The following is a 21,722-nucleotide window of genomic DNA, read 5'->3' as shown; positions in this document are numbered from 1 at the left end:
GCAATTTCGTCCTATTCGTCGGGTACAAACGACCTACTTGGAGGCTAACTTTTGGTCGAGCAGATCGAGCAGATCTCCTACGTGATGGAGTTGCTGCAACTGGCCGAGTGCAAACTTTACTTTGTATCGCTTTTCGATGGCGGTGATCAGGTTGACGTGCGCAAGGGAATCCCAATCGGGAACATTCTCGGCGTTTGAGTGACGATCGAGGACAAGGTTCGGTTCGTCCAGAATGTCACGAAAGATTTCTTGAATTTCAGGAAGACGATCCTCGCTACTCATTACCGGGCTCCATGATTTTTATGTGGGTGTTGCGGGGCGTAAAGCCCTTGATCTCCAGTGAGTATATCGCGGAGCCATCAGGGTTTTGGGACACTACTTCAAATCCAAGTTTCGGATAGTGATCTTGGACCATGGCATTTTTCTTCGTGGGGAGATAGTGCCCGTGCAGGACTGCAATACCCATTCCGCGGACTCGCTGAACCAGCGCGTCCAACATTGCAAGTTCCATGTCGCGCTTGAGGACGCGACAGCTCATGAGCCAGAGATCGATGTCTAGAATGTCGTTCTTGCGGCGACCAAGCACAATAGAGATGAGTCCATTGTCTCCGAATCGATCGCTGAGTCTGCCGTAGATTCCTATTGCATCCGGGTCCGTAAGAATGGACTCAATCTCGCCAAGGGTGTAGCGACGGGTTGTGAGATTGAACTGGTTTGTTTTGTTGGTGAGTTGAGCGATGCGTTCGAGGTAGATTGGCTGAAAGCGGCCAATTTCCGCGGTCATCGAGAGCGAATCCAGATACTCACCATAGTCGGCAAACTTACCTTCGAAGACCGTGCGCTGGGTGTTTTGGTCGTAGAGAGCGGCGCGCTCGTAATCTTCCTGGGAGAGTGAGATCTGCTCGAAATAGCGGCCAGCCTCGAGGACTTTGGCGTATTGCGCCACGTCGCTTCCAACGTCGGGAACAGCAATACCGTTGATCTGAGCTCTAACGATTTCGCGCTCAGCAGGATTGTCATCCACGAAGACAAAGCTGTCGGCGCCGAGATTAAGTTCGTTCGCGATCAAAGCAATGTTTTCGTGTTTGGGATCCCAATTCGCTTTGAAGCATGAGATATGTTCGAGCTTGAGTATTGAATCCGGATGTTCGAAGCCCTGTTTGGCGATCTCCTCGCTGTTCTTCGAGCAGACGGCAAGAAGTACGCCGCGATTGCGTAATGAGAGGCAGTACTGCTGAAAGGCGGAATAAGCCTCAGCTACGGGGGTTTCACGACCGATCTGGATCTTCTCGACGCCATCGTCACCGATGGCGCCGCCCCAAATTGTGTTGTCAAGATCCAACACAAGAACTTTGCGAGCTTTGCCGTAAATTGCGCGAATGATAGCAGTCAGCGAGGTGGCTATGGCATGACTGCCTTCGAGTGACGTGTTGATCTTGTAGCTGAACCAACGTTCGAAGTCGAACCATTGGTCAAGGCCAATGCGCGCTGAGATGCTGCAGATGTCCTGGACGAGAAGTTTGGAGTTGGATGCCGCTCTCCGTGCAAACTCCAGGTTGAGCGCAGAGACAAATCGAGTATGGCCGCCAGCTAGAGTTGCGTCGAGATTGCCCAGGATGGCATAGGGCGGGAACTCGAAGTTGTTCTGGATCACGAGGCAGCCGATCTTCTCTTCCAAGGATGTCCATATCTCCTGGAAGAAATTGATCTCAGTTTTTACGTGCTCCTCGAACTCGATTTCCGAACATCCTACGGGAGGGAACCGCTGAATATTCCTCACGGAGGTGTGTACGTAGATGAGATGGGGTTCGAATTGAATTAGGGCATCCGCGTCATGAACTGCGTCAACGTAGAAGCGGCCGTACTCGGACTGGTGAAAGGTTGGTGCAAAGCCGGCATCAAGCAGTCTGAGTTCGAGGAGATCGACAACTTCGTTGGTGGTGCTGCCACTGAGCACCGCAATGCGAATGGGTTGAAGGTTTTCCCTCGCCGCAAGCTTGCGTCGCAGGCCTTTGCGTTTGGTCAACAATTCGTCTACGGACAAGCTGGCGAGATCAATTCCGTCAGGATGAGACATGGGCCAAGAATACAGGATTCGATGTGGTTATCAGGCGAGAGCTGGTTAAGCTGAGGCACCTAAAACTGAAAGTATAGAAAGCTGGTACTCGCGTCGAGCAAGAGGATCGCACAGCATAACAAGAGTGTCAGGCCAAGACTCCACGTGGCTGTTGGCCTCCATCGAAGATTCGGCAAGATGCTTGGCTTGAGAACTTCGTCTTTGGGTAATTGACCCAAGATCTCCTGGGTGTTGGGGAGCGCCCATATGATGAAAAAACAGATCAAGAGAGAGAGTGCAGCGGTTGAGAGGTGACTCAAAAATCTGGAGGTTGGAGGAATGTATTTCATGTAGGGAAATGCGTCAAAAGCCGGCCCCCTACCGTGAATACCGCACATGGTCTGCAATAGGTAAACGGCCTCATGCACATTCGCAGATCTGAAGAAGACAAGACTGATGAGAAAGGCAACGAAGGTAAGCGCAATCATGAAGGGTGCAGGCACCTTGCGATGGAACCGATGTCCCTGAGGGGTGAAGATGCGCCAGGCGTGATTGACCGTAAGGTACAAACCCTGAAGAACGCCGAACATCACAAATTGCATGCCTGCGCCGTGCCAGATGCCGGCGAGAAACATGGTCATGATGACAGGGAAGAAGACCATGCTGGTGAAGCCTTCCAGTGTGGCACTGGCCTTGCGTGAGACCTTCTTGCCGGCACTGATTCGGCGGCCATTGGTCCATCGCAGAATTGGGGTGTAGAGATATTCGTTGAGATAGCGTGAAAGTGTCATGTGCCATCGCTGCCAAAACTCAATGATGCCCTGTGACTTGTAAGGCGAATTGAAGTTGAATGGAAACTCGATGGAGAACATGCGAGCCAAGCCGAGAGCCATGTCGGAGTAGCCGGAAAAATCGAAGTAAAGTTGCATGGAATAGGCGAGAGCGCCGAGCCACGCTGTGACAATTCCCGCACTTCCTGGGTTATGAAAGACAACGTCAGAGAGTGGAGCTATACGGTCGGCGATGAGTACTTTTTTTGCAAGCCCCATGACGAACCAGGAAAGGCCGAGGGCAAGATCGCCGGCATCCAAGCCGCGGATGCGATCCTCGTCCAGCTGAGGCATCAATTCGCGGGGATGAATGATAGGGCCGGCGATCAGATGTGGGAAGAAAGTAACGAATACGGAATAGGGCAGCAGTCCCTGACGCTTCGCGATCTGCTGGCGAAGGTCGATCAAGTATGCGATCTGGGTAAATGTGAAGAATGAGATTCCCAGCGGCAGCACTACGTTTGCGAAGGCGTGGTTAGTAACACCATGATCATGAAAAAAGTTAAGGAAGGGAAAAAGATATTTGTAGTAAGCCAAAAGCCCGAGGTTGGCGAGAATCGCGATGACAAGCCAACGGCTCTGGCTCGCTTCTGGTTTTCCCTCGCCCAACATCCTGGCGAAGAGATAATTCATCACGATGGAGGCGGTCAAAAGGACGAGGTAGGACGAATTCCAATACCCGTAGAAAAAAAAGGAGGTGATCGTTAGCCAGGCGAGAGTGGCAGACCGGCTGAAACGGCTTACGATCTGATACCCGATAAGACTCGCGGGAAGGAAGAGAAAGATGAAGATAGCAGAGGAGAAGAGCAATCAGGGTTTTCTCCCTGTGGAGTCGACGGACATATGTTGGAGAACCTGATCGGCCACCATATTTGAGAGCAGCGCAGACCCAATGGCGTTGACGTGCATACGGCCTTCTGTTGTGAAAGCGGTTATGGGAATGGTTTGGAAGCGATTGTCTACGAGAGCGGGAAGCTTTTGTTGAAAGTAGGATAGCTTCGGATCGCAGGGCGCCATTGGGGTGGAGTCGACAAGGACCGTGGTTCCATCGCGGTTGTAGCTTCTAAGTCCCGCTACCCACTCGCGATTGGGGACACTTGGCGGCCTCACCATTGTTTCGCATTCCGTCGCGGTTGGAGCGTCAATGGGGTACTGTCCCTGATGAGCGGTGCGGAATTGCAGGATATCGTTTGAGGCTGGCCGGTTTCTGACTCGTTCAAGGGCGAGCCGCCACCCAAACCCGGCCCAGTAAAAGAATTCATCAGGACGTCTGAGCAGAGCGGCCAGGTTGATAAGGCGATTCGGTTGTCCCACACGCCAAGTCATTGCCTCATACATCCCGACTATCTGCCGCTGGCTCAATGGATCAAAGTCCTCTGGGGAGTAAAGAAAAATCAGAAACTTTGGGCTCTGATTCTGTGAGAGGTATCGATCCAGCACCATGGTTCCGTTAAAGATCGTCATTCCCTCATACTCAGCGATGTTGCAAGTACTAAGCCCGGTCCGCTGGCGGATCAAAGCAGGGTCGATGCCAACCATAGCGGTTGAGTCACCGTAGACAACGATCTGACAGTTGAAATTGTGGAGGGTCGCGCCCCAGGCCAAGTTGATGAGGTACTTATTGTCCGAGCGAACCGCAACCCAACGTGAGGGCAGGAAAAAGCACGCTGAAACCAATAAAAAACAGGGAATAAGAATGAATGGCGCGAGGTAGAAATAGAGTCTTCTAGACGAGACAGAACCTGCGAATGCCATTATCCCTTTACTTTATTATAAGAGATCTTGTTTCGATAGGACCAATTCGAGTGAGGCCTGGGCCTGTACTGAAGTACACGCAAGATTGTTCGAAGACAGGGTTAATCTGACGCGGCGAGGTTTGAAGAGGCCTTTGCCGCTGCTTTGGACACGTGGCCTCAGGCCGGCGTACAGGATAAACCGCGTCCCTGGCTCATTTTAGCCCCGCGCTTCAGGGCTATAAACGGAATGCGCCGGCGCCATCGCTATGTGCGCAGGCCTGAGCGGGGCTTCTCTCATCGACGCTTTGCTGGCCGCGAGGAACTCGCCAGGTACCATCTCGCGCACTTCGCCCGCGCGGACTTGTGCCGCAGGCTGGGTAGGAGCGTCGGTTCCTCGCAGGGCGGCTGAGGGAGTTGCAATAAAAATTTGGCTCTGCTGTCGATTTTCCCTGTGCCGGACGACTATAGGTTGAACAAGCCGACGCGCAAGATCGCGCTGCTGGTCCCAACATAAGGAGAAGAACAATGAAATACGTCTGTCTGGGGTACTACGATAAAGACAAATTTGATGGCATGGCTGAGGGCGAGCGAAACGCCATGTTCGACAAATGCTTTGAATACGACGACCATCTTCGCGCCAACGGGCACTGGGCTGGTGGAGAAGCGCTTCAGTCTCAGGAAACTGCCCTGACCCTGTATTGGAAAAACGGCAAAGTGGCAACTACCGACGGTCCCTATGCGGAGACCAAGGAACAACTCGGTGGCATTCTCGTCCTTGAAGCGCGGGACATAAATCATGCTGTACAGCTCATGGCGCAGCACCCGGCGATGACGTATGGCAACATCTTCGAGATTCGGCCAGCAGGGGACATGAACGAAATCGTGAGGGCAAGTGAGCAACGACGGCGAAAGGATACCTCGCGATGAGGACGGCTACGAGGAAAAAATGATCAGGATCATGGAAGGGGCTAGCCTGGCGATACTCATGCTTTTCAGCTGGCTTGACCCTGGTTTGGATGCGGGCAGAGAAAATCACCTGAATGGAGATTTGATATGTCGTTCTTTCGCGATTTGAGAATTGCCGTGCGTTCCCTGGCGCGAGTGCCTGCGCTGTGGATTACAGTCGCCCTTACGTTGGCATTAGGTATCGGCGCCAACGCCGCAATCTTCAGCGTGGTCCGTGCCGTGCTGCTGCGTCCGCTGGCGAATCGCGACGAAGATCGGTTGCTTTATCTGCGTCAGAGTGCCCCCGGCATCGGCGAAACCAACACAGCGTTTTCGGTCCCCGAGATTCAGGACATCGGCAGCGGGTTGAAGTCAATTAAGGAACTGGGCACATTTTCAGAGATAGATTTTACGGTCGTGGGTCTAGGCACGCCACGCGAGATTCCTGCCGGCGTGGTGGATGGACACTACTTCGAGGTGATGGGCCTGCGCCCGGTGCTTGGACGCCTGCTGACTCCGGCCGATGACGGTCAGAATGCCGCCGGAGCTGTGGTGCTGACCTATCACTTCTGGAGGACATCGCTGCACTCCGATCCCAGCGTGATTGGAAAGGCTGTGCGGCTGGAGAGCTGCTGTGGCGCGCGCCCCGCGACCGTGGTTGGTGTTCTGGAACCATCCGTTCCCTATCCGGTGGCAACAGAGATCATCGCCAATATCGTCACCAGCCCGCATCATCTTTCCGCCACGATGGTGACGGGGCGCGAGCATCGCATGACGGAAGTCTTCGCGCGGTTGGCTCCCGGCGCGAGTGTCGACAATGCGCGGGCGGAACTGCGCAGCGTATACGGCGCCATGGTGGCGGCACACCCGGAGGTTTACAAGCCGGAGGAGCATTTCAAGATCGACGTAACGCGCATGCACGAGCAGATCAATTCGCGCGCCAATACAATTCTGTGGATACTGTTCGCGGCTTCGGGTCTGCTCTTCGTGATTGCGAGTTCGAACATTGCTAACTTGGTGCTGGCGCGAACGGTGCGCCGCGAACCGGAGCTGGCGGTACGTTCGGCGCTGGGCGCAAGCACTGCAGTGTTGCGCCGTTCTCTGTTGGCTGAGAGCCTCGTGCTATGCGGAAGCGGGGCAGTGGCGGCAGTGGCCCTCGCCATACCGATGGTAGCGGTGCTGGGTCGTTATGCATCGCGCTTCTCAGTGCGCGCCGAGGAGCTCACGCTCGATTTCAGTCTGGTGTGGTTTGGGATTGGGCTGGCGTTGATCGCGTCCGTCTTCCTGGCATTCATTCCGCGGCTTCCCTCGGCAAATGCGCCGCAAGGCGGGCTTACCGGCCGGGGAACACGTGTTGCCGGAGGGAGCAGCCGGCGTCTCCGCATCTTTGCTGTTACGCAGATCGCAGCCTCATTTCTGCTGCTTGCCGGAGCGTGTGTGCTGATGAAGACTCTGTTTGTGCTGGAGCAGACGCGGCCGCCGTTTGATTCGGCTAACGTTCTGGCACTCAATCTTCCGAAGATGTCGTATGGGCGGACACCCCAGCAGGTGGATGAGTTCTATCGCGAGGCGCAACGCCGGGTCAGCGCGCTGCCGGGAGTGGAGCACGTATCCTCCGGTTTCGCCGCTCCCTGGCGTGACGATCATTTGAACGTCAGCTTTGAATTTGCCGCCCAAGGCGCCAAACGTGCGGACGGTCAGGATTTTCGGGGCAAGTTCCGGGTGGTATCGCCGGGATTCTTCGACACGTTCGGTGTGCCGATTCAGGAGGGCCGTGACTTCAACGCCAGCGACAAGGACGGCTCCGAACGCGTCGTCATCATCAGTCAGAGTCTTGCAAAGATGCTCTATCCAGGGCAGGACGCGGTGAACCATACACTGTGGTGGACGGACGGGGTAATGAAGTTTGTCGGTATCAGCACCGAACCAAGACGAATCATTGCCGTGGTACCCGACTTCGACGATGAAAATATCATCCCGTCACCGGCCATGACGATCTATGAGCCGGACGAACAGGAACCAGGATGGAACGGCCGCCTGTTCGTACGCGCACATCAGGATGCTTACGCGCTGGTCCCGGCCATTACACGAACCATTCGCGATCTGTCAGCCGACCAGCCCGTGGAAAAGGCCAGCACGCTCGGAGACGTTCGCGCGGAGGTGCTGTCGCCCGACCGCCTCAACGCGATAGTGTTTGGCGGATTCGCCGCCGTGGCACTCTTAATCTCCGTGGTGGGCGTGGCGGGCGTTCTTGCTTTCTCTGTGAGCTGGCGTACGCGCGAGTTTGGAATCCGCATGGCCCTGGGCGCTCTGCCGCGCAACATTCTCACCACTGTTCTCGTAGAGGGCGTGACGATGGCCGGCATCGGAGTGGGCGCGGGTGTGGTGGTGGGCTTTGCTCTGGCACGCGCAATCGCCAGATACGTAACAGGTATCCATCAACCGGGCCCACTTGCGTTTGTTGGTTCCGCGGTGGTCATTCTGGGTGCGGCCGTAATTGCTTCAGCTGTGCCTGCGGCGCGTGCCGCAAGAGTGAATGCGGTCGAAGCGCTGCGTTCCGAGTAACTGGCTCATTTTGACCGCGTGGTGAGGCGGCCAGGATGTACTCGGATGTTTTTAAACAAGGCTTATGGCGGAGAATGGGGGATTCGAACCCCCGATAGAGCTTTCGCCCTATAACGGTTTAGCAAACCGCCGCCTTCAGCCACTCGGCCAACTCTCCGTCTGTGTTGCGGTGAGCATCCGCCTCTCGGCGATGCCCGGCTGTGGCCATTATAGCTTGAGGCTGGGGGAGGAAGACAAGGTGCTGAAAGATGCCGCGGCGGATCTCCCCTGAGACGGATGATAAGGCAACCGCAGATTCCCTTCGGGAATGACAACAGAAGAACAAGCAACAGCAGATTCTCGCCGGATACAGCTACGAGGCAACCGCAGATTCCCTTCGGGGATGACAACAAAAAGAAAAGACTGAGCCCCGTGGGCTTCTTGATTCCGTTTCGCGCATAGCCTGGATGGCGGTATAAAACGAGAGGGACCAAATACAGCGATCCTTCACTACGTTCAGGATGATGACATAAAACACTTATCGACGCTGAGAGATTTGGGATCATGGCGGGGTGGGGTAGGAGGAGCCGGGAAGATGCGGCTGCTGCCGCTGATTGCTGCTACTTACTTTATGGTTTCGGGTGGGCCGTATGGGCTGGAAGATGTGATTGGCATGGCGGGGTATGGGTGGGCGCTGGTGCTGCTGGTGGTGATTCCGGTGGTGTGGAGTCTGCCGACGAGTTTGATGGTGGGAGAACTGGCGTCGGCGATACCGGAGGAGGGTGGGTACTACCGGTGGGTGCGGCGGGCGATGGGGGAGTTCTGGGGGTTTCAGGAGGCGTGGCTGAGCCTGGCGGCGAGCGTCTTCGATATGGCGATCTACCCGACGATCTTTGTGCTGTACCTGGGGAGGATTGAGCCGGCGTGGACGGCGGGGTATCGGGGGACGGGGTGGGCTCTGGCGGTGGTGGCGGTGTGTATGGTCTGGAATCTGCGGGGCGCGCGGGCGGTGGGTGAGGGGTCGGTGGGGCTGTTTTGCGTGCTGCTGTCGCCCTTTGTGGTGTTGACGGCGGTGGGATTGTGGAAGGGGTTGGCGGGCGGGGGTGCGCAGGGAGTGCATGGTGGGGCGGGCGGGATGGGGGTGGGGGCGGCGGGGGTGGATTGGGCGGGGGCGGTGTCGGTGACGCTGTGGAATTACATGGGGTGGGATAACGCGTCGACGGTGGCGCAGGAGGTGGAGGAGCCGCAGAGGAATTATCCGCGGGCGATGCTGGTGGCGGCGGGGCTGGTGGCGGTGACGTATGTGCTGCCGCTGGCGGCGGTGGGGTTGGCGGGGATTCCGGCGGCACGGTTTTCTACGGGGGCGTGGACGGATGCGGCGAGGGAGCTGGTGGGGCCGTGGCTGGCGCTGTGCGTGGTGATGGGCGGGATGATCAATGGCGGGGGGATGTTCAATGCGCTGATGATGAGCTATACGCGGGTTCCGTATGCGCTGGCGGAGGAAGGCCTGCTGCCGGAGGTAGTGGAGCGGAAGAACCGGTGGGGCGTGCCGTGGGTGAGTGTGGCGGTGTGCTCGGTGGGGTGGGCGCTGGCGCTGCGGTTGTCGTTTGAGCGGCTGATCTCAATTGACCTGGTGCTGTATGGAGGGGCGCTGATGCTGGAGTTTGTGGCTCTGGTGGTGTTGCGGGTGAAGGAGCCGGGGTTGGCGAGGCCGTTCCGGGTGCCAGGCGGGGTTTGGGGTGCGGTGGGGATGGGGGTTGGGCCGGGGGTGCTGATTGCGTTTGCGCTGTGGGCGGCGAGGGGGGAGCGCGTGGCGGGGCTGCCGGCGCTGGAGTTTGCGGGGATTGTGGCGGCGGCGGGGCCGGTGGTTTATTGGGCGGCGCGGATGGTGCGGCGGGGGCGCTTGGGTGCGTGAAGAGAGCTTGTCCTGCCGACGGGCCCACTTCGCGTGGGGCGGTCACTTCGTGACTTGTATACCGGTCTGGGGAGGGACGCGATGCTGGGTCCCTCCCGTTGGTCGGGGTGTGGGCTTAGTTATTTTTTTGGGACGGGCTTGGGGATGGGGGTGACCTTGTTGTCGAGGAAGCGCTGCTGGGCTTCGAGGACCTTGTTGCGAGCGAAGGAGGCGTCGCGCCAGCCCTTGACTTCGACACGCTTGCCTTCGAGGTCTTTGTAGATGGCGAAGAAGTGGGTGATCTCCTTGAGCATGTGGGGGTAGATCTCGGAGAAGTTCCAGACGTCTTTGTAGCGGGGGTTGTCCTGTCCGACGCAGAGAACTTTTTCGTCACCGAGGCCCTGGTCGAGCATCTCGAGGACGCCGATGGGGCGGACCTGCATGACGCAGCCGGAGAAGCTGGGGGTGTCAACGAGAACGAGGCAGTCGAGTGGGTCGCCGTCGTCGCCTAAGGTGCTGGGGATGAAGCCGTAGTCGCCGGGGTAGTGGACGGGGGAGTAGAGGTTGCGGTCGAGACGGAAGACGTGGAGCTCTTTGTCGTACTCGTATTTGTTGACACCCTCGTAGGGGATTTCGATGACTGCGTTGATGACCTCGGGACTGTTGGTCCCTACGGGGAGTTCCAGGTAGTTCGTCATAAAGGCTGGTGTCTCTTCTCTTGTCCGATAGAAATGTAGGCGTGGCTGGCGTGGTGTTTCAAATGGCCGGGCTGCCTGGCGGAGGGTTCGTGGCCTCGATTGAGGGCGAAAGCTGCACCTTGTCTATAATCAGACAAGATGAAGGCTCATGTCTATGTCACGCTGAAACGAACGGTGCTGGATGCCCAGGGGCAGACGGTTGCAGATGCATTGCGGCGGATGGAATATCGCGGCGTTGCCGATGTACGGCAAGGGAAGTATTTCCTGCTGACTCTGGAGAATGGATTGGAACAAAGCGCCGCGCAGGCCGAGGTGGAACGGATTGCGCGCGAAGTGCTGACAAACCCTGTGATTGAAGAGTTTACGTTCCGGCTGGAGGCCTGAGCGAAGGCTTTTTGGGCGGTACTCGACGCCAAATTGACGTGAATTTTTCGGGTGTCATGAACAGCTCAGGCTGACGCGAGTTCGCGCGACGAGTTACGGGTGCTAGGCTTAAAAGGTTATAGAGGATGAGTCTTTTGAGTGATGCGATCGTGGAGGGTGCGGCAGTGACGTCTGCTGATACGGGATCGGGCGGCAGCCGTTTTGTTCGGGCGTGCCTGCGTCGGCCAGTTGATAGAACGCCGGTGTGGTTCTTGCGGCAGGCAGGGCGCTACATGCCGGAGTATATGGCCGTGCGGAAGCACCATTCGCTGCTGGAGATCTGTCGTACGCCGGAGATTGCTGCCGAGGTGACGATTACGGCTGCGGAGCGGCTGGGTGTGGATGCTGCGATCATCTTTGCCGATCTGCTGCTGCCGTTTACGCCGATGGGGCTGGACTTCGAGTTTGTTGCGGGAGAAGGGCCGGTGGTTCATACGCCGGTGCGGACACTCGAGCATGTAAAGGCGCTGCGGACCGACCGTGTGGAAGAGCTGCAGTACGTAGCGCGGGCGATCGAACAGGTTGCGCAACACTTTGCTGCGCCGCGTGCCGATGGGGATGAGCTGGGAATCATCGGATTCTGCGGGGCTCCGTGGACGCTTGCGGGTTACATGATTGAGGGTGGCAAGCAGGGCGGCGGGGACCGCAATTACATCGAGACGAAGATGATGATGTACTCCAATGGAGCCGCGTGGTCGCTGCTGATGGAGAAGATTGTTACCGTTTTAGTTGCTTATGCGCAGCAGCAGGTGGAGGCGGGCGCAGATGTGATCCAGGTTTTTGATAGCTGGGTGGGAAAGCTGAGCGTTCGGGACTATCGGCAATATTGTCTTGGATGGACGACGGAGCTGGTCGAGCGCATCAAGGCACTCGGAGTGCCGGTGATCTACTTTGGGGTGGAGACCGCTTCCCTGCTCCCCGCGATGAGCGAGACGGGAGCGGATGTGATTGGGCTGGACTGGCGGACGCCGCTCGACGCAGGCTGGAAGGCGGTGGGCGCGGGGTGCGCGGTGCAGGGCAATCTCGATCCGATTGCACTGTTTGCGAACGAAGATGTGTTGAAGGAGCAAGTGCGCGAGATTCTGGCTGCTGCTGCTGGACGGCCGGGACATATCTTCAATCTGGGCCATGGCATTGTGCCTGGAACGCCGGTGGAAAATGTGATTCGGGTAGTGGAGTGGGTGAAGGAGTTGAGTGCGCTGTGAGCGACACGACGGGGAGTTCCGAGACAGGTAAGAGCGCAGTGCTGCTGCTGGCACATGGCACGCCGGACATGCTGGGGGAGATGGCAGAGTATCTGAGCAAGGTGACCGGCGGCCGTGCGATGCCACAGGAAGTTGTGGAGGAGCTGCAGCATCGGTATGCGCAGATCGGGCTACAGGAGGCGCCTGGCCTAGAGCCTCCGCCGCTGACGAAGTGGACGATGACTCAGGCACACATGCTGGAGCATGTGCTGGGCGCGGGCAAGGTATATGTCGGCATGCGCAACTGGCATCCTTACATTGCAGACACGGTCGCGGAGATGCGGCGGGATAGTGTGACGCGGATCAAAGCGGTGTGCCTGGCTCCGCAGAACTCGCGGACCAGCGTGGGACTTTACCGGAAGGCCGTGCTCGCTGCGGCAACTGGAATCGAGGTCGAGTTTGTCGCCGGATGGGCGGAGAGTCCGCTATTGGCGGAGGCATTTGCCGAGAAGCTGTGGCCGGTGTGGGCTGAGGCCTGCGCTGAGTCGGGGCAGCGGGTTCCAGTGTTGTTTACGGCGCATAGCGTGCCGTGCCGAACGATTATGACCGGTGAGGCTTCGGTTGCAGGAGCAAGGCCGGGAACTCCTGCGCAGGATTCGCCAGACCCGTATCCGGTGGAGGCCAAGCGTACTGCGCAGATGGTGGCGGATCGGATGGCTGCTGTTGGCTTTCACGAGAAGGACTGGTACTTTGCGTTTCAAAGCCAGGGCATCAGCGGTGGACCGTGGATTGGACCGACCGTGGAGGATACGCTGAAGGCAATCAAAGCCGAAGGGCATGTGGGCGTGGTGATGCAACCGGTTGGGTTTCTCTGTGATCACGTGGAGATTCTGTACGACATCGACATCGCCTTTCGTCAGACTGCGAGCGAGTTGGGTCTGAAGCTTTGGCGTGCGGAGAGCCTGAATGACTCCGAGGTGCTGGTGGAGGCGCTGGTCGACGTCGTCTCCGGCAAATATAAGGCGACTGTCGATGAGGTGTTGGTTCCGGCGTAGGTATAGGCTGTCTTGAGGGCCGAAGGCGGAGGCTCTGGCCTCCGATTTTTATTGCTGAATATTTTTCTGGAGAGAAGATGAAGCGCGTTGCGATTGTTGGCGGCGGGGTGGCCGGGCTGGCGGCGGCGTACGAGTTGGCGCGTCTGGCGCGCAACGGCGCATCGTTGCAGGTGGTGTTGTTCGAAGCCTCGACGCGACTGGGTGGAATCATCGAGACGGTTCATGAAGGCGGGTTCGTCATTGAATGCGGGCCCGATGCGTGGGTGACGGAGAAGCCGTGGGCGCGGGAGCTGGCAGAAGAGCTTGGCCTGGGCAATGAAGTGATGCCGTCGAATGACGCGACGCGCAAGACCTATGTGCTGGTGGACAAGAAGCTGCAGGCGATGCCGGATGGTATGCGGATGATGGTGCCGGTCGATCTCGATGCGATGGATGCTTCGGATATGTTCAGCGCTGCGGCGAAGCTGGCGTATCACGAAGAGATGGGACGAGCAGAGGAGTTGCGTGAGGCCGCCCCTGACCAGGACGAGAGCGTTGCGGAGTTTGTTCGCCGCCATTTTGGAGATGAGGTGCTGGCAAAGATAGGAGCACCCCTTCTGAGCGGCGTGTTTGGCGGCGATGTGACGAAGTTGAGCGTGCGTGCGGTGATGGCTCCCTTTGTCGCGATGGAGCGGGAGCGCGGCAGTTTGATAGGCGCATTGCAGGCGAGTGTTGCGGCAAAGAGACACTCCGTGTTTACAACATTGAGGAGCGGCATGGGAACGCTGGTGGATCGTATGATCGCTGCGATTCCTGAGGATTGGGTTCGACTGCTCGCGGAGGTAAGGTTCATCTCGTACGGCGAAGAGGGATGGCTGGTAGGAACGGCGCGAGGTGTCGAACGTTTCGACGCAGTGATGATGGCTGCGCCGGTCGATGTTGCGTGTTCCCTACTGTCTCCGGTGGACCCCGAGGTCGCTCCTTTGATGGAGATGGACACAAGCTCTGCGGTGGTAGCGGCATTTGGATTTCCTGACGCCGCGAAGTTTCCTGTTCCGCCCGGGTTCGGCTTTCTGGTGCCGCCAGGCTCCGATAGTCTGCTGCTTGCGGGTACCTTTGTCGATCAGAAGTTTGAAGACCGGGTACCGCAGGGAGGACGGCTGGTGCGAGCCTTCTTTGGCGGGAAAGCGGCCGAACGGCTGATGCGGTGCGGTAATGACGAGACAGCCGCTGTGGCGCGGATGGAGCTGGCGAGGATTCTGGGTCCGCTGCCGGAGCCGCAGGTCACTGTGGTGCGACGTTGGCCTCGCAGTCTTCCGCAGTACGCAGTGGGACATCTGGAGCGGATGAAGAAGCTCGATGAGCGAGTGAGCGCGCTCGACGGATTGTGGTTGCTCGGCAACGGGTATCATGGCGTGGGCGTGCCCGATCTGGTGCGCGATGCTCGGGTTGCGGCGCGGCGGATGGCAAGGAAGAGCGAAGGTCTAGCTGAGGTCGCGGAGTTGTAAAGATTTGACCCGGCGCAATGACCGGGATAGTCTTTTTCTACACTGGTGTTGGGAAGACGGTGTGAATCCGTCGCTACCCCGTAACTGTAAGCGCTGAGAGTTTTGACGATTGGTACTAAGCCACTGGGATTCGTCCTGGGAAGGTGAGTCAGAGCTCGACGAAGCGTAAGTCAGGAGACCTGCTGGTGGCCGATCAGGCTTGATTCAGCTTCGCTGGGAGAGCTGGAGAGCATTCTCGCCGACTGTAAGAGTCTGCCCGAGCGCTGCCTAAAATTCATCCCGCTCTGCTCGATTGCTTCGAAAGATGCCGGGCGAGGAGCTAACGATGCAGGAGATGCGCCAGAGTTCCGTGACACTCGTTCTTGGTGGCGTTCGCAGCGGCAAGAGCCGTTATGCGCAACAGCTTGCAGAGCGAGAGAGCCGCGTGATCTTTGTGGCGACGGCGAAGGTCTCGGACGACGAGATGCAGAGGAAGATCGAACGGCATCGCGAAGAGCGGCCGGCAGAGTGGATCACCGTGGAGGAGCCACTGGAGCTGGTTCAGGTGCTGGCGCAGCGGGGATCCAGCTGCGATGTGATGGTGGTTGATTGCCTGACGATCTTTGCAGCGAATCTTCTTGAGGCCGAAGGTGACGATCGGGGGGCTGTGGATCGGCGCGTCGAGGCTTTATGTGAGGCGTTGCGGTCGGCAAGTTGTTCAGTGGTGCTGGTTTCGAACGAGGTAGGCAGTGGCGTGGTGCCGGCGTATCCCCTGGGGCGGCGATATCGCGATCTGCTGGGCGAGATCAATCAAAGCGTGGCAAGAGTTGCCGATGATGTTGTGTTGATGGTGGCGGGACTGCCGCTTGCCTTGAAGGGACATCTTGAGGTGACGCTGTGAGAGGCCTGTTAGTGTCGGGCACCGCTAGCGGCGTTGGCAAGACGACGGTTGCACTGGCGATTATGGCGGGGCTCCGACGACGTGGGCTCGCTGTGCAGCCATTTAAATGTGGACCCGACTTTCTGGATACTGGACATCACACGCGAATTTGCGGCCGAAAAGCTCGAAACATTGATACGTGGATGCTAAGCGAAGAGGCTAATCGCAGTGTTCTGCGCAGTGTCGCGCGCGGTGTGGATGTTCTAGTCGCTGAAGGTATGATGGGGTTGTTCGACGGAAAGAGCGGGAACACCGAAGCAGGTAGCACTGCGGAGATCGCCAAGCTGCTAAAGCTGCCTGTGGTGCTGGTTGTCGACGCTGCGAAGACAGCGAGGAGCATCGCTGCGGTTCTGCTCGGCTTTGAGATGTTCGATCCGGATTTGCGGCTTGCGGGTGTGATTTTGAATCGCGTTGCGACCGAGAGGCACTACGAGATGCTGCGGGCGGCGATTGAGACCTCGTGCAGGACGAAGATTCTGGGTTGGCTGCCCCGTGATCAGACGATCGCAATTCCCGAGCGGCATCTAGGCCTGCAGGGTGCAGCTGAGGCTGCGACTGAAGATGATACTGCGATCGACACACTGGCTGCGCTTGCAGAAAGGTTCTTCGATCTTGATCGTTTGCTTGAACTCCAGTGCGGTTTGAAGCTGAACGAGGATCAGGATTCAGGCGTGAGGCACTCGCAATCTGAAGAAGCTGTGCGAATCGGCGTGCCATCGGATCACGCTTTCTCGTTCTATTACGAGGACAATCTGGATCTACTGCGCGAACAGGGGTCCGAGATCGTTCAGTTCAGTCCACTGCACGATAGGTGTCTTCCAACAGGACTGGACGGACTCTACTTAGGAGGAGGATATCCCGAACTCCATGCAGAACAGTTGAGCAACAATCGGAGCATGCTGGATGATGTTCGTGCCTTCGCTGCTTCGGGAAGACCGGTCTATGCGGAGTGCGGTGGAATGATTTATCTGTCCAAGAGCCTTAGCACCGCCAGCGGAGAGACCTTCGCAATGGCTGACGTGCTGCCACTCTCGATGCAGATGACCGGTAAGCTCGTACAGTTTGGATACGTCACCGTAGAGTTCACTGAAGACTGTCTGCTGGGCGTGAAGGGGACAACTGTGCGCGGGCATAGCTTTCACTACTCCTGTATCGTCTCGCGGGGAGAAGCGGCAACATGTTATCGCGTGCAATACTCAATGTCCGGGAAAGAAGAGCTTGAAGGGTTCCGTCAAGGCAATGTGCTGGCCAGTTATGTCCATCTACACCTGCGAGCGAACACTAAGATCGCGAGAGATTTTGTCGCTGCAGTTCGACGAGCGCGAATGCCGCAGGCGGTGACGAAGTGAGGCGGCGTGCAGACTCTGGGTCTGGAGGGATGGGTGAACGCATCAACTCAATTAATCGATCCTAAAATCACGTCGACAATCGAAGTGCCAAGTCAACAATGGCTTGCGCGAGCGCGAGTGCATTTGGATGCATTGACGAAGCCGCTGGGTAGCCTCGGTCGGCTCGAAGATCTCGCGGCCCAGATGGTGTCGATTCGACAGCAAAACTATGCGAAGCCGTTGCAAAAGGCCGTGTACGTCTTTGCCGCCGATCATGGAGTCACCGCTGAGGGCGTCAGTGCGTATCCAAGCGAAGTGACGCGGCAGATGGTGCTCAACTTTCTTGCTCATGGTGCGGCTATCAATGTGCTTGCGAAACTTCATGGTGTAGAGATGAACGTAGTCGATGTAGGCGTTGATGCGGATTTCGATCGGATTGATGGTTTGCTGCATCGAAAAGTGCGCCGAGGAACGCGCAACATGATGCGAGAGCCGGCGATGAGCAGAGAGGAAGTGATAGAAGCTCTCAACGTTGGATTGAACCTCGCAGACGATTCGAAGGCGAAGGGCCACAGCTTAGTCGCTGTCGGAGAGATGGGCATCGGAAATACCACGGCGGCGAGCGCCATCACATCTCTCCTTACCCGGAGGTCGGTTGAGGTGACGACCGGCAAAGGGACCGGCGTGAATACCGAGGCGTTGCAGCACAAGCGCCGGATCATCGAAGCGGTTTTGCAGAAGTATTTCGGTGAAGCGGGAGGCCATACTCTGCCTGATCCAGTCGATGTACTCCGTATCGTCGGCGGATTGGAAATTGCCGCGATGACAGGTTTCATACTCGGCGCGGCGCGGCATGGAGTGGCAATCGTTGTCGACGGGTTCATCTCGACGGCAGCAGCGGCGATTGCGTTTGCGATGGTGCCGCAGGTGCGCGGCTATCTTTTTGCTGGGCATCAATCCGAAGAACCTGGACACCAGGCACTCCTGGACTACCTGGGATTGAAGCCGATTCTGACTTTAAATATGCGGCTCGGCGAAGGCGCCGGCGCGGTCCTGGCTATGCCGATTCTCGAATCAGCAATGTGCCTCTACAACCAGATGGCGACGTTTGAATCTGCTGGGGTGAGCGAGGCTAAGGATTGACGGCAGCAAAACAGATTCGGAGACTTGGTGAAGAGCTTGTGGTCGCCTCTCAGTTCCTCACGCGAATTCCCATGCCTGAAATAGCGTTCGAGTCCGATTCCCTCTCGCGTGCCGTCAAATTCTTTCCGCTGGTTGGACTGGTCGTCGGATCAGGAGCCGTGCTGCTGCAAAAGCTGCTGACGTCGCACCTGGCTCGTCCACTCGTCGCGGTAGTCGTGTTGACTTACCTTGTGTTGATTACCGGCTTCCTCCATGAAGATGGCCTTGCGGATACTGCAGACGGGTTCGGTGGTGGATGGACGAAGGATCGGGTATTGGCGATCCTTCGAGACAGCAGAATTGGAAGTTATGGCGCAACCGCACTTGTCCTGTCTTTACTGGCGCGCTATCTGCTGCTGTCTTCGATGCCGATGGAGCACTTTGCCGCATACGTCATCTCGGCCCATGTACTCTGCCGATGGAGTTCCCTTCCACTAAGTTATTTTCTTCCCCCTGCTCGCAAACAGGAGGGACAAGGTGCGCGCATCGCTCGACTTACATCTCTACCTTCACTGTTATTTGGTTCGATCTTCGCTGCTGCGGTCGTGGTCTTCGCTCTTCGGGGTGCTTCCACGGAGCCGCTTCTCGCCTCTCTCCTCGTGGTGGTATTGAGCGGGTGGTTCTACTATCGAAAGATCGATGGCGTAACCGGCGACTGCTTCGGTGCGACCAATCAGCTCACTGAAATCGCGGTTTACTTCTGTGGAGTATGGATCGCATGAGCGGAATCCTCTTCATTCGTCATGCCGAGACAGATATGGCCGGAACCTTCTGCGGTCACTCTGACCCTGAGGTTAATGCGCGGGGACGTGAACAGATCTCCGAACTGATCAACAGGCTTCGCGAGGAGAGTATCGAGATTGTTTACACGAGCGATCTGCGTCGCGCCTCATCGACTGCCAACGCGATCGCCGAGGCATTCGGGGTCGAGTGCAATGTCCGTCCAACACTGCGCGAGATCAACTTCGGCACATGGGAGGGTCTTAGCTGGAAAGAGATTGAGCAACGGGACGCGGTTTATGCGCGTCAATGGATAGCGAAACACCCGATGCTGGCCGCCCCTGACGGGGAAGCTTTCAGACACTTTGAACAGCGCGTGTTGAATGAAGTGGAATTCTTGTCTACAAAGGCAGCAGAGCAAAGCATCGCGGTTGTGACTCACGCCGGGGTGCTGAGGACTGTGCTGTGTTCGCTGAACAACTGCAATCAGGCCGATGCCTGGAGGCAGACTAAGACTTACTGTGCCATCGTTCGTCATAGTGTCGCACTCTCGCTCCGGGGCCAGGTCATTGGAGCACACTTATGACCTCCCCTAAGGTTGACGTGCATGAGTTGATAGCCTGGGGTTTGGATGAATATTCCTACCGCGACGGCGCCGCAGGTTTCGATTCGACAGAGTTGGCTGCTCGAATTAGACGAGCAAACACGAGATTAGCCGAACGCGATCGTTACGCAACTACAAACGCCCTGCTCGAGCAAGAAACACGAGACATTCAACCTTTGCTCGCGATGGCAACGCAACGCGAAGACTTGCACTTGGAGTATCAGAGCCTTGACTGGACGCTGGGCGTGGTCGACCTGCGCCTCTTGCTTGCATTTCAGCGCAGGTTGATCTTTAGCCCTTCGCGGCAAGCTTCGTTCACGCCAAAACAAGGTGATTGGCCCGGATTGATCTCGCTCGCAGTCAGTTCGCAACGCAGCACCGAGCATCTTCTGGTTCATAACGGCAGCGATACTGACCGTTTGGATATTAGCCTGCACTCGAACAATCCTGACCTCCAACTGCGGTTTACTCCGAAGACAAGCGGATGTGGGGCTTTGCCACTTTCACTCTATGGCGGCAGCCCTTTCTTCGAAGTGGCTGAACTACGCGGGCGGTGGTTTTTGCGCGACGGCTATCATCGCGCCTACCATCTGCTACAGGCGGGAGTAGATCGGATACCAGCCGTTGTGATCTATGCGCGGAGCATCGAGGAGCTGGGTGCGACGACCCCATGGTTCTTCCATGATGAGCAGCTGTTCTCCGATCGTCCTCCGCGGGTCACGGATTTTCTTGATAGCAGCATGATTCTGCGCTACGAGAGAACCGCTCTTCGCAAGGTCATTCGTATTCGTGTGGAAGAGTCGCTGGAGCCGTTTGACGAAATTCAAGAAGGACAAGGGGAAAGACTATGAGCATCGCAACAAAACGAGGAGATGGAGGCGAGACAGGACTTGCCGGCGGGATTCGTATCTCGAAGGCTGACTTGCGCGTTGAGGCCTATGGCACAGTCGACGAGTTGAACTCGACTCTGGGCTTTGCCCGAAGCATCTGCACGAACAAAGAGATTCACGATTGGACCGAGACAATTCAACGCACACTGTTTCGAGTGGGGTCTGCGCTGGCTACTCCTCCAGAGAGCAAGAAAAGTCCACCATCTGTCTTGACTGAGGACGTTGATATGCTGACCAATCTCGTTCATCAGATCGAGGCGACCGAAGGCATACTTTCCGACTGGTCGCTACCAGGCGCACATACAGAATCGGCGGCTTTTGAGGTCGCACGCACTGTTTGCCGCCGGGCAGAGCGAAACGCGGTTCGACTTGCAAACAGCGGCGTAGAGTTCAAGCCGGAAATACTCTCTTACCTCAATCGCTTATCCGATGTGATCTGGCTCTTCGGCAGACTCATTGAAGTCAAAGCAGGCGTGGATGCACGGTTGCGCAGCGGAGATACCGCGGGACCGAAGTGGTCAAGAGCATGGAAATGACGAAGGCTACAGGCTTCGATGAGAGTGAGCGACGGGCGGTTTACCGGGCGATCCGCGAACGGAGAGACGTGCGTCGCGGCTTTCTGCCAGAGCTGATCCCAGATGAACTTCTACATCGGCTCCTGGAGGCCGCACACAATGCGCCTTCTGTCGGCCTGATGCAGCCGTGGCGATTTATCGTTGTGCGCGAACTCGCCGTGCGCCAGAGGGTCCATCAGATTTTTCTCGGAGCAAACGAGCAGGCACGGGCCGGTTACAAAGGAGAACAGCAACAGAGCTATGCAGGAATGAAACTCGAAGGAATTTTAGAAGCGCCGCAGAATCTGTGCATCGTGTGTGATTCGCAGAGTAGCCAGGGGCATCAGTTGGGGCGGCGGACGATGCCTGAGACCGCGATCTACTCGGCCGTCTGCGCGATTCAGAATCTGTGGCTCGCTGCGAGGGCTGAGGGAGTTGGCGTCGGTTGGGTGAGTATTCTCGAACCAGCTTTGTTGCGCGAGGCGCTGAAGATTCCCGTCCATATAACTCCGGTCGCTTATCTCTGCCTGGGATATGTGGATGCGTTTTCAACGACGCCGGATTTGGAGCGCGCGGGCTGGGAAAAGAGAACACCACTGAAGAGCGTGCTCTCGTTGGACCAATACGACAGCAAATGGGATGAAGGACGGACGGCATCATGAGGGCGCGTGCG

The 21,722-nt window shown here is 57.3% G+C and carries 20 protein-coding genes, 1 tRNA gene and 1 riboswitch; of the genes, 15 read left to right on the top strand and 6 right to left on the bottom strand.

The annotated features are described in order from the left end of the window. Positions 1-33: 33 nt before the first annotated feature. The 4 genes from HDF12_RS04440 to HDF12_RS04425 form a co-directional block, all read right to left on the bottom strand. A complete protein-coding gene (locus HDF12_RS04440; RefSeq protein ID WP_179581399.1) occupies positions 34-282 on the bottom strand; it encodes an acyl carrier protein in 249 nt (82 codons plus the stop codon). Continuing rightward, positions 275-2,026 (bottom strand): HAD-IIIC family phosphatase, encoded by a 1,752-nt coding sequence (locus tag HDF12_RS04435; protein ID WP_257025345.1) that lies wholly within the window; start codon positions 2,024-2,026, stop codon positions 275-277. Before HDF12_RS04435 ends, HDF12_RS04440 begins: the two co-directional genes overlap by 8 nt. 110 nt (positions 2,027-2,136) lie before the next feature. Continuing rightward, on the bottom strand, positions 2,137-3,696 hold the full coding sequence (locus HDF12_RS04430; protein WP_179581397.1) for an MBOAT family O-acyltransferase: 1,560 nt from the start codon (positions 3,694-3,696) through the stop codon (positions 2,137-2,139). Further along, a complete protein-coding gene (locus tag HDF12_RS04425; protein WP_179581396.1) occupies positions 3,697-4,350 on the bottom strand; it encodes a hypothetical protein in 654 nt (217 codons plus the stop codon). Positions 4,351-5,147: 797 nt separating this feature from the next. Between HDF12_RS04425 and HDF12_RS04420 the strand changes: the two genes are divergently transcribed. Together HDF12_RS04420 and HDF12_RS04415 are read left to right on the top strand one after the other, a co-directional pair. Next, positions 5,148-5,549, top strand: coding sequence for a YciI family protein (locus HDF12_RS04420; RefSeq protein ID WP_179581395.1), 402 nt, complete (start codon positions 5,148-5,150; stop codon positions 5,547-5,549). A gap of 126 nt (positions 5,550-5,675) precedes the next feature. Then, complete coding sequence (locus tag HDF12_RS04415) at positions 5,676-8,132, top strand: ADOP family duplicated permease (RefSeq protein ID WP_179581394.1); 2,457 nt, start codon at positions 5,676-5,678, stop codon at positions 8,130-8,132. 65 nt (positions 8,133-8,197) lie between these two features. Here the strand turns inward: HDF12_RS04415 and HDF12_RS04410 are convergent. Continuing rightward, positions 8,198-8,289: transfer RNA gene (locus HDF12_RS04410), tRNA-Ser, on the bottom strand. A 417-nt stretch (positions 8,290-8,706) separates the two neighbouring features. Here HDF12_RS04410 and HDF12_RS04405 point away from each other — a divergent pair. Then, the gene (locus HDF12_RS04405; protein WP_179581393.1) at positions 8,707-10,026 is read left to right on the top strand and encodes an APC family permease; all 1,320 of its coding nucleotides are present in this window, start codon (positions 8,707-8,709) and stop codon (positions 10,024-10,026) included. Positions 10,027-10,145: 119 nt separating this feature from the next. Here the strand turns inward: HDF12_RS04405 and HDF12_RS04400 are convergent, their stop codons facing one another. Next, complete coding sequence (locus HDF12_RS04400) at positions 10,146-10,703, bottom strand: inorganic diphosphatase (RefSeq protein ID WP_179581392.1); 558 nt, start codon at positions 10,701-10,703, stop codon at positions 10,146-10,148. Positions 10,704-10,841: 138 nt separating this feature from the next. Between HDF12_RS04400 and purS the strand changes: the two genes are divergently transcribed. The 12 genes from purS (at position 10,842) to bluB (ending at position 21,711) form a co-directional block, all read left to right on the top strand. Then, complete coding sequence (gene purS / locus HDF12_RS04395; protein WP_179581391.1) at positions 10,842-11,087, top strand: phosphoribosylformylglycinamidine synthase subunit PurS; 246 nt, start codon at positions 10,842-10,844, stop codon at positions 11,085-11,087. A gap of 134 nt (positions 11,088-11,221) precedes the next feature. Continuing rightward, a complete protein-coding gene (gene hemE, locus HDF12_RS04390) occupies positions 11,222-12,331 on the top strand; it encodes a uroporphyrinogen decarboxylase (RefSeq protein WP_257025344.1) in 1,110 nt (369 codons plus the stop codon). Continuing rightward, positions 12,328-13,365 (top strand): ferrochelatase, encoded by a 1,038-nt coding sequence (gene hemH, locus HDF12_RS04385; RefSeq protein WP_348641598.1) that lies wholly within the window; start codon positions 12,328-12,330, stop codon positions 13,363-13,365. Before hemE ends, hemH begins: the two co-directional genes overlap by 4 nt. A 77-nt stretch (positions 13,366-13,442) precedes the next feature. Continuing rightward, the gene (gene hemG / locus HDF12_RS04380; protein WP_179581390.1) at positions 13,443-14,852 is read left to right on the top strand and encodes a protoporphyrinogen oxidase; all 1,410 of its coding nucleotides are present in this window, start codon (positions 13,443-13,445) and stop codon (positions 14,850-14,852) included. Positions 14,853-14,878: 26 nt separating this feature from the next. After that, positions 14,879-15,053, top strand: a riboswitch (cobalamin riboswitch). Positions 15,054-15,186: 133 nt separating this feature from the next. Beyond that, positions 15,187-15,732 (top strand): bifunctional adenosylcobinamide kinase/adenosylcobinamide-phosphate guanylyltransferase, encoded by a 546-nt coding sequence (gene cobU / locus HDF12_RS04375; RefSeq protein ID WP_257025343.1) that lies wholly within the window; start codon positions 15,187-15,189, stop codon positions 15,730-15,732. After that, the gene (locus tag HDF12_RS04370) at positions 15,729-17,120 is read left to right on the top strand and encodes a cobyrinic acid a,c-diamide synthase CobB (RefSeq protein ID WP_179581388.1); all 1,392 of its coding nucleotides are present in this window, start codon (positions 15,729-15,731) and stop codon (positions 17,118-17,120) included. Before cobU ends, HDF12_RS04370 begins: the two co-directional genes overlap by 4 nt. A gap of 6 nt (positions 17,121-17,126) precedes the next feature. Continuing rightward, the gene (cobT, locus tag HDF12_RS04365) at positions 17,127-18,242 is read left to right on the top strand and encodes a nicotinate-nucleotide--dimethylbenzimidazole phosphoribosyltransferase (protein ID WP_373563840.1); all 1,116 of its coding nucleotides are present in this window, start codon (positions 17,127-17,129) and stop codon (positions 18,240-18,242) included. Beyond that, positions 18,239-19,003, top strand: a complete 765-nt coding sequence (cobS, locus tag HDF12_RS04360; protein ID WP_179581386.1) for an adenosylcobinamide-GDP ribazoletransferase — start codon at positions 18,239-18,241, stop codon at positions 19,001-19,003. The genes cobT and cobS overlap by 4 nt, the downstream gene beginning before the upstream one ends. Continuing rightward, positions 19,000-19,587 carry a histidine phosphatase family protein gene (locus tag HDF12_RS04355; RefSeq protein WP_257025342.1) on the top strand — a complete coding sequence of 196 codons (588 nt, stop codon included), beginning with the start codon at positions 19,000-19,002 and terminating at the stop codon, positions 19,585-19,587. The genes cobS and HDF12_RS04355 overlap by 4 nt, the downstream gene beginning before the upstream one ends. A gap of 41 nt (positions 19,588-19,628) precedes the next feature. Then, complete coding sequence (locus HDF12_RS04350) at positions 19,629-20,456, top strand: hypothetical protein (protein WP_179581384.1); 828 nt, start codon at positions 19,629-19,631, stop codon at positions 20,454-20,456. After that, complete coding sequence (locus tag HDF12_RS04345; RefSeq protein WP_179581383.1) at positions 20,453-21,031, top strand: cob(I)yrinic acid a,c-diamide adenosyltransferase; 579 nt, start codon at positions 20,453-20,455, stop codon at positions 21,029-21,031. Before HDF12_RS04350 ends, HDF12_RS04345 begins: the two co-directional genes overlap by 4 nt. Beyond that, positions 21,028-21,711: a 5,6-dimethylbenzimidazole synthase gene (gene bluB / locus HDF12_RS04340; protein WP_257025341.1), complete on the top strand. Its 684-nt coding sequence runs from the start codon at positions 21,028-21,030 to the stop codon at positions 21,709-21,711. Before HDF12_RS04345 ends, bluB begins: the two co-directional genes overlap by 4 nt. The last annotated feature ends 11 nt before the right edge of the window (positions 21,712-21,722 follow it).

This window comes from Tunturiibacter gelidiferens (genome assembly GCF_013410115.1).
Classification (GTDB): domain Bacteria; phylum Acidobacteriota; class Terriglobia; order Terriglobales; family Acidobacteriaceae; genus Edaphobacter; species Edaphobacter gelidiferens.
The sequence above is the reverse complement of the archived record's forward strand: the minus strand, read 5'-3'. Positions and strand labels throughout refer to the sequence as shown.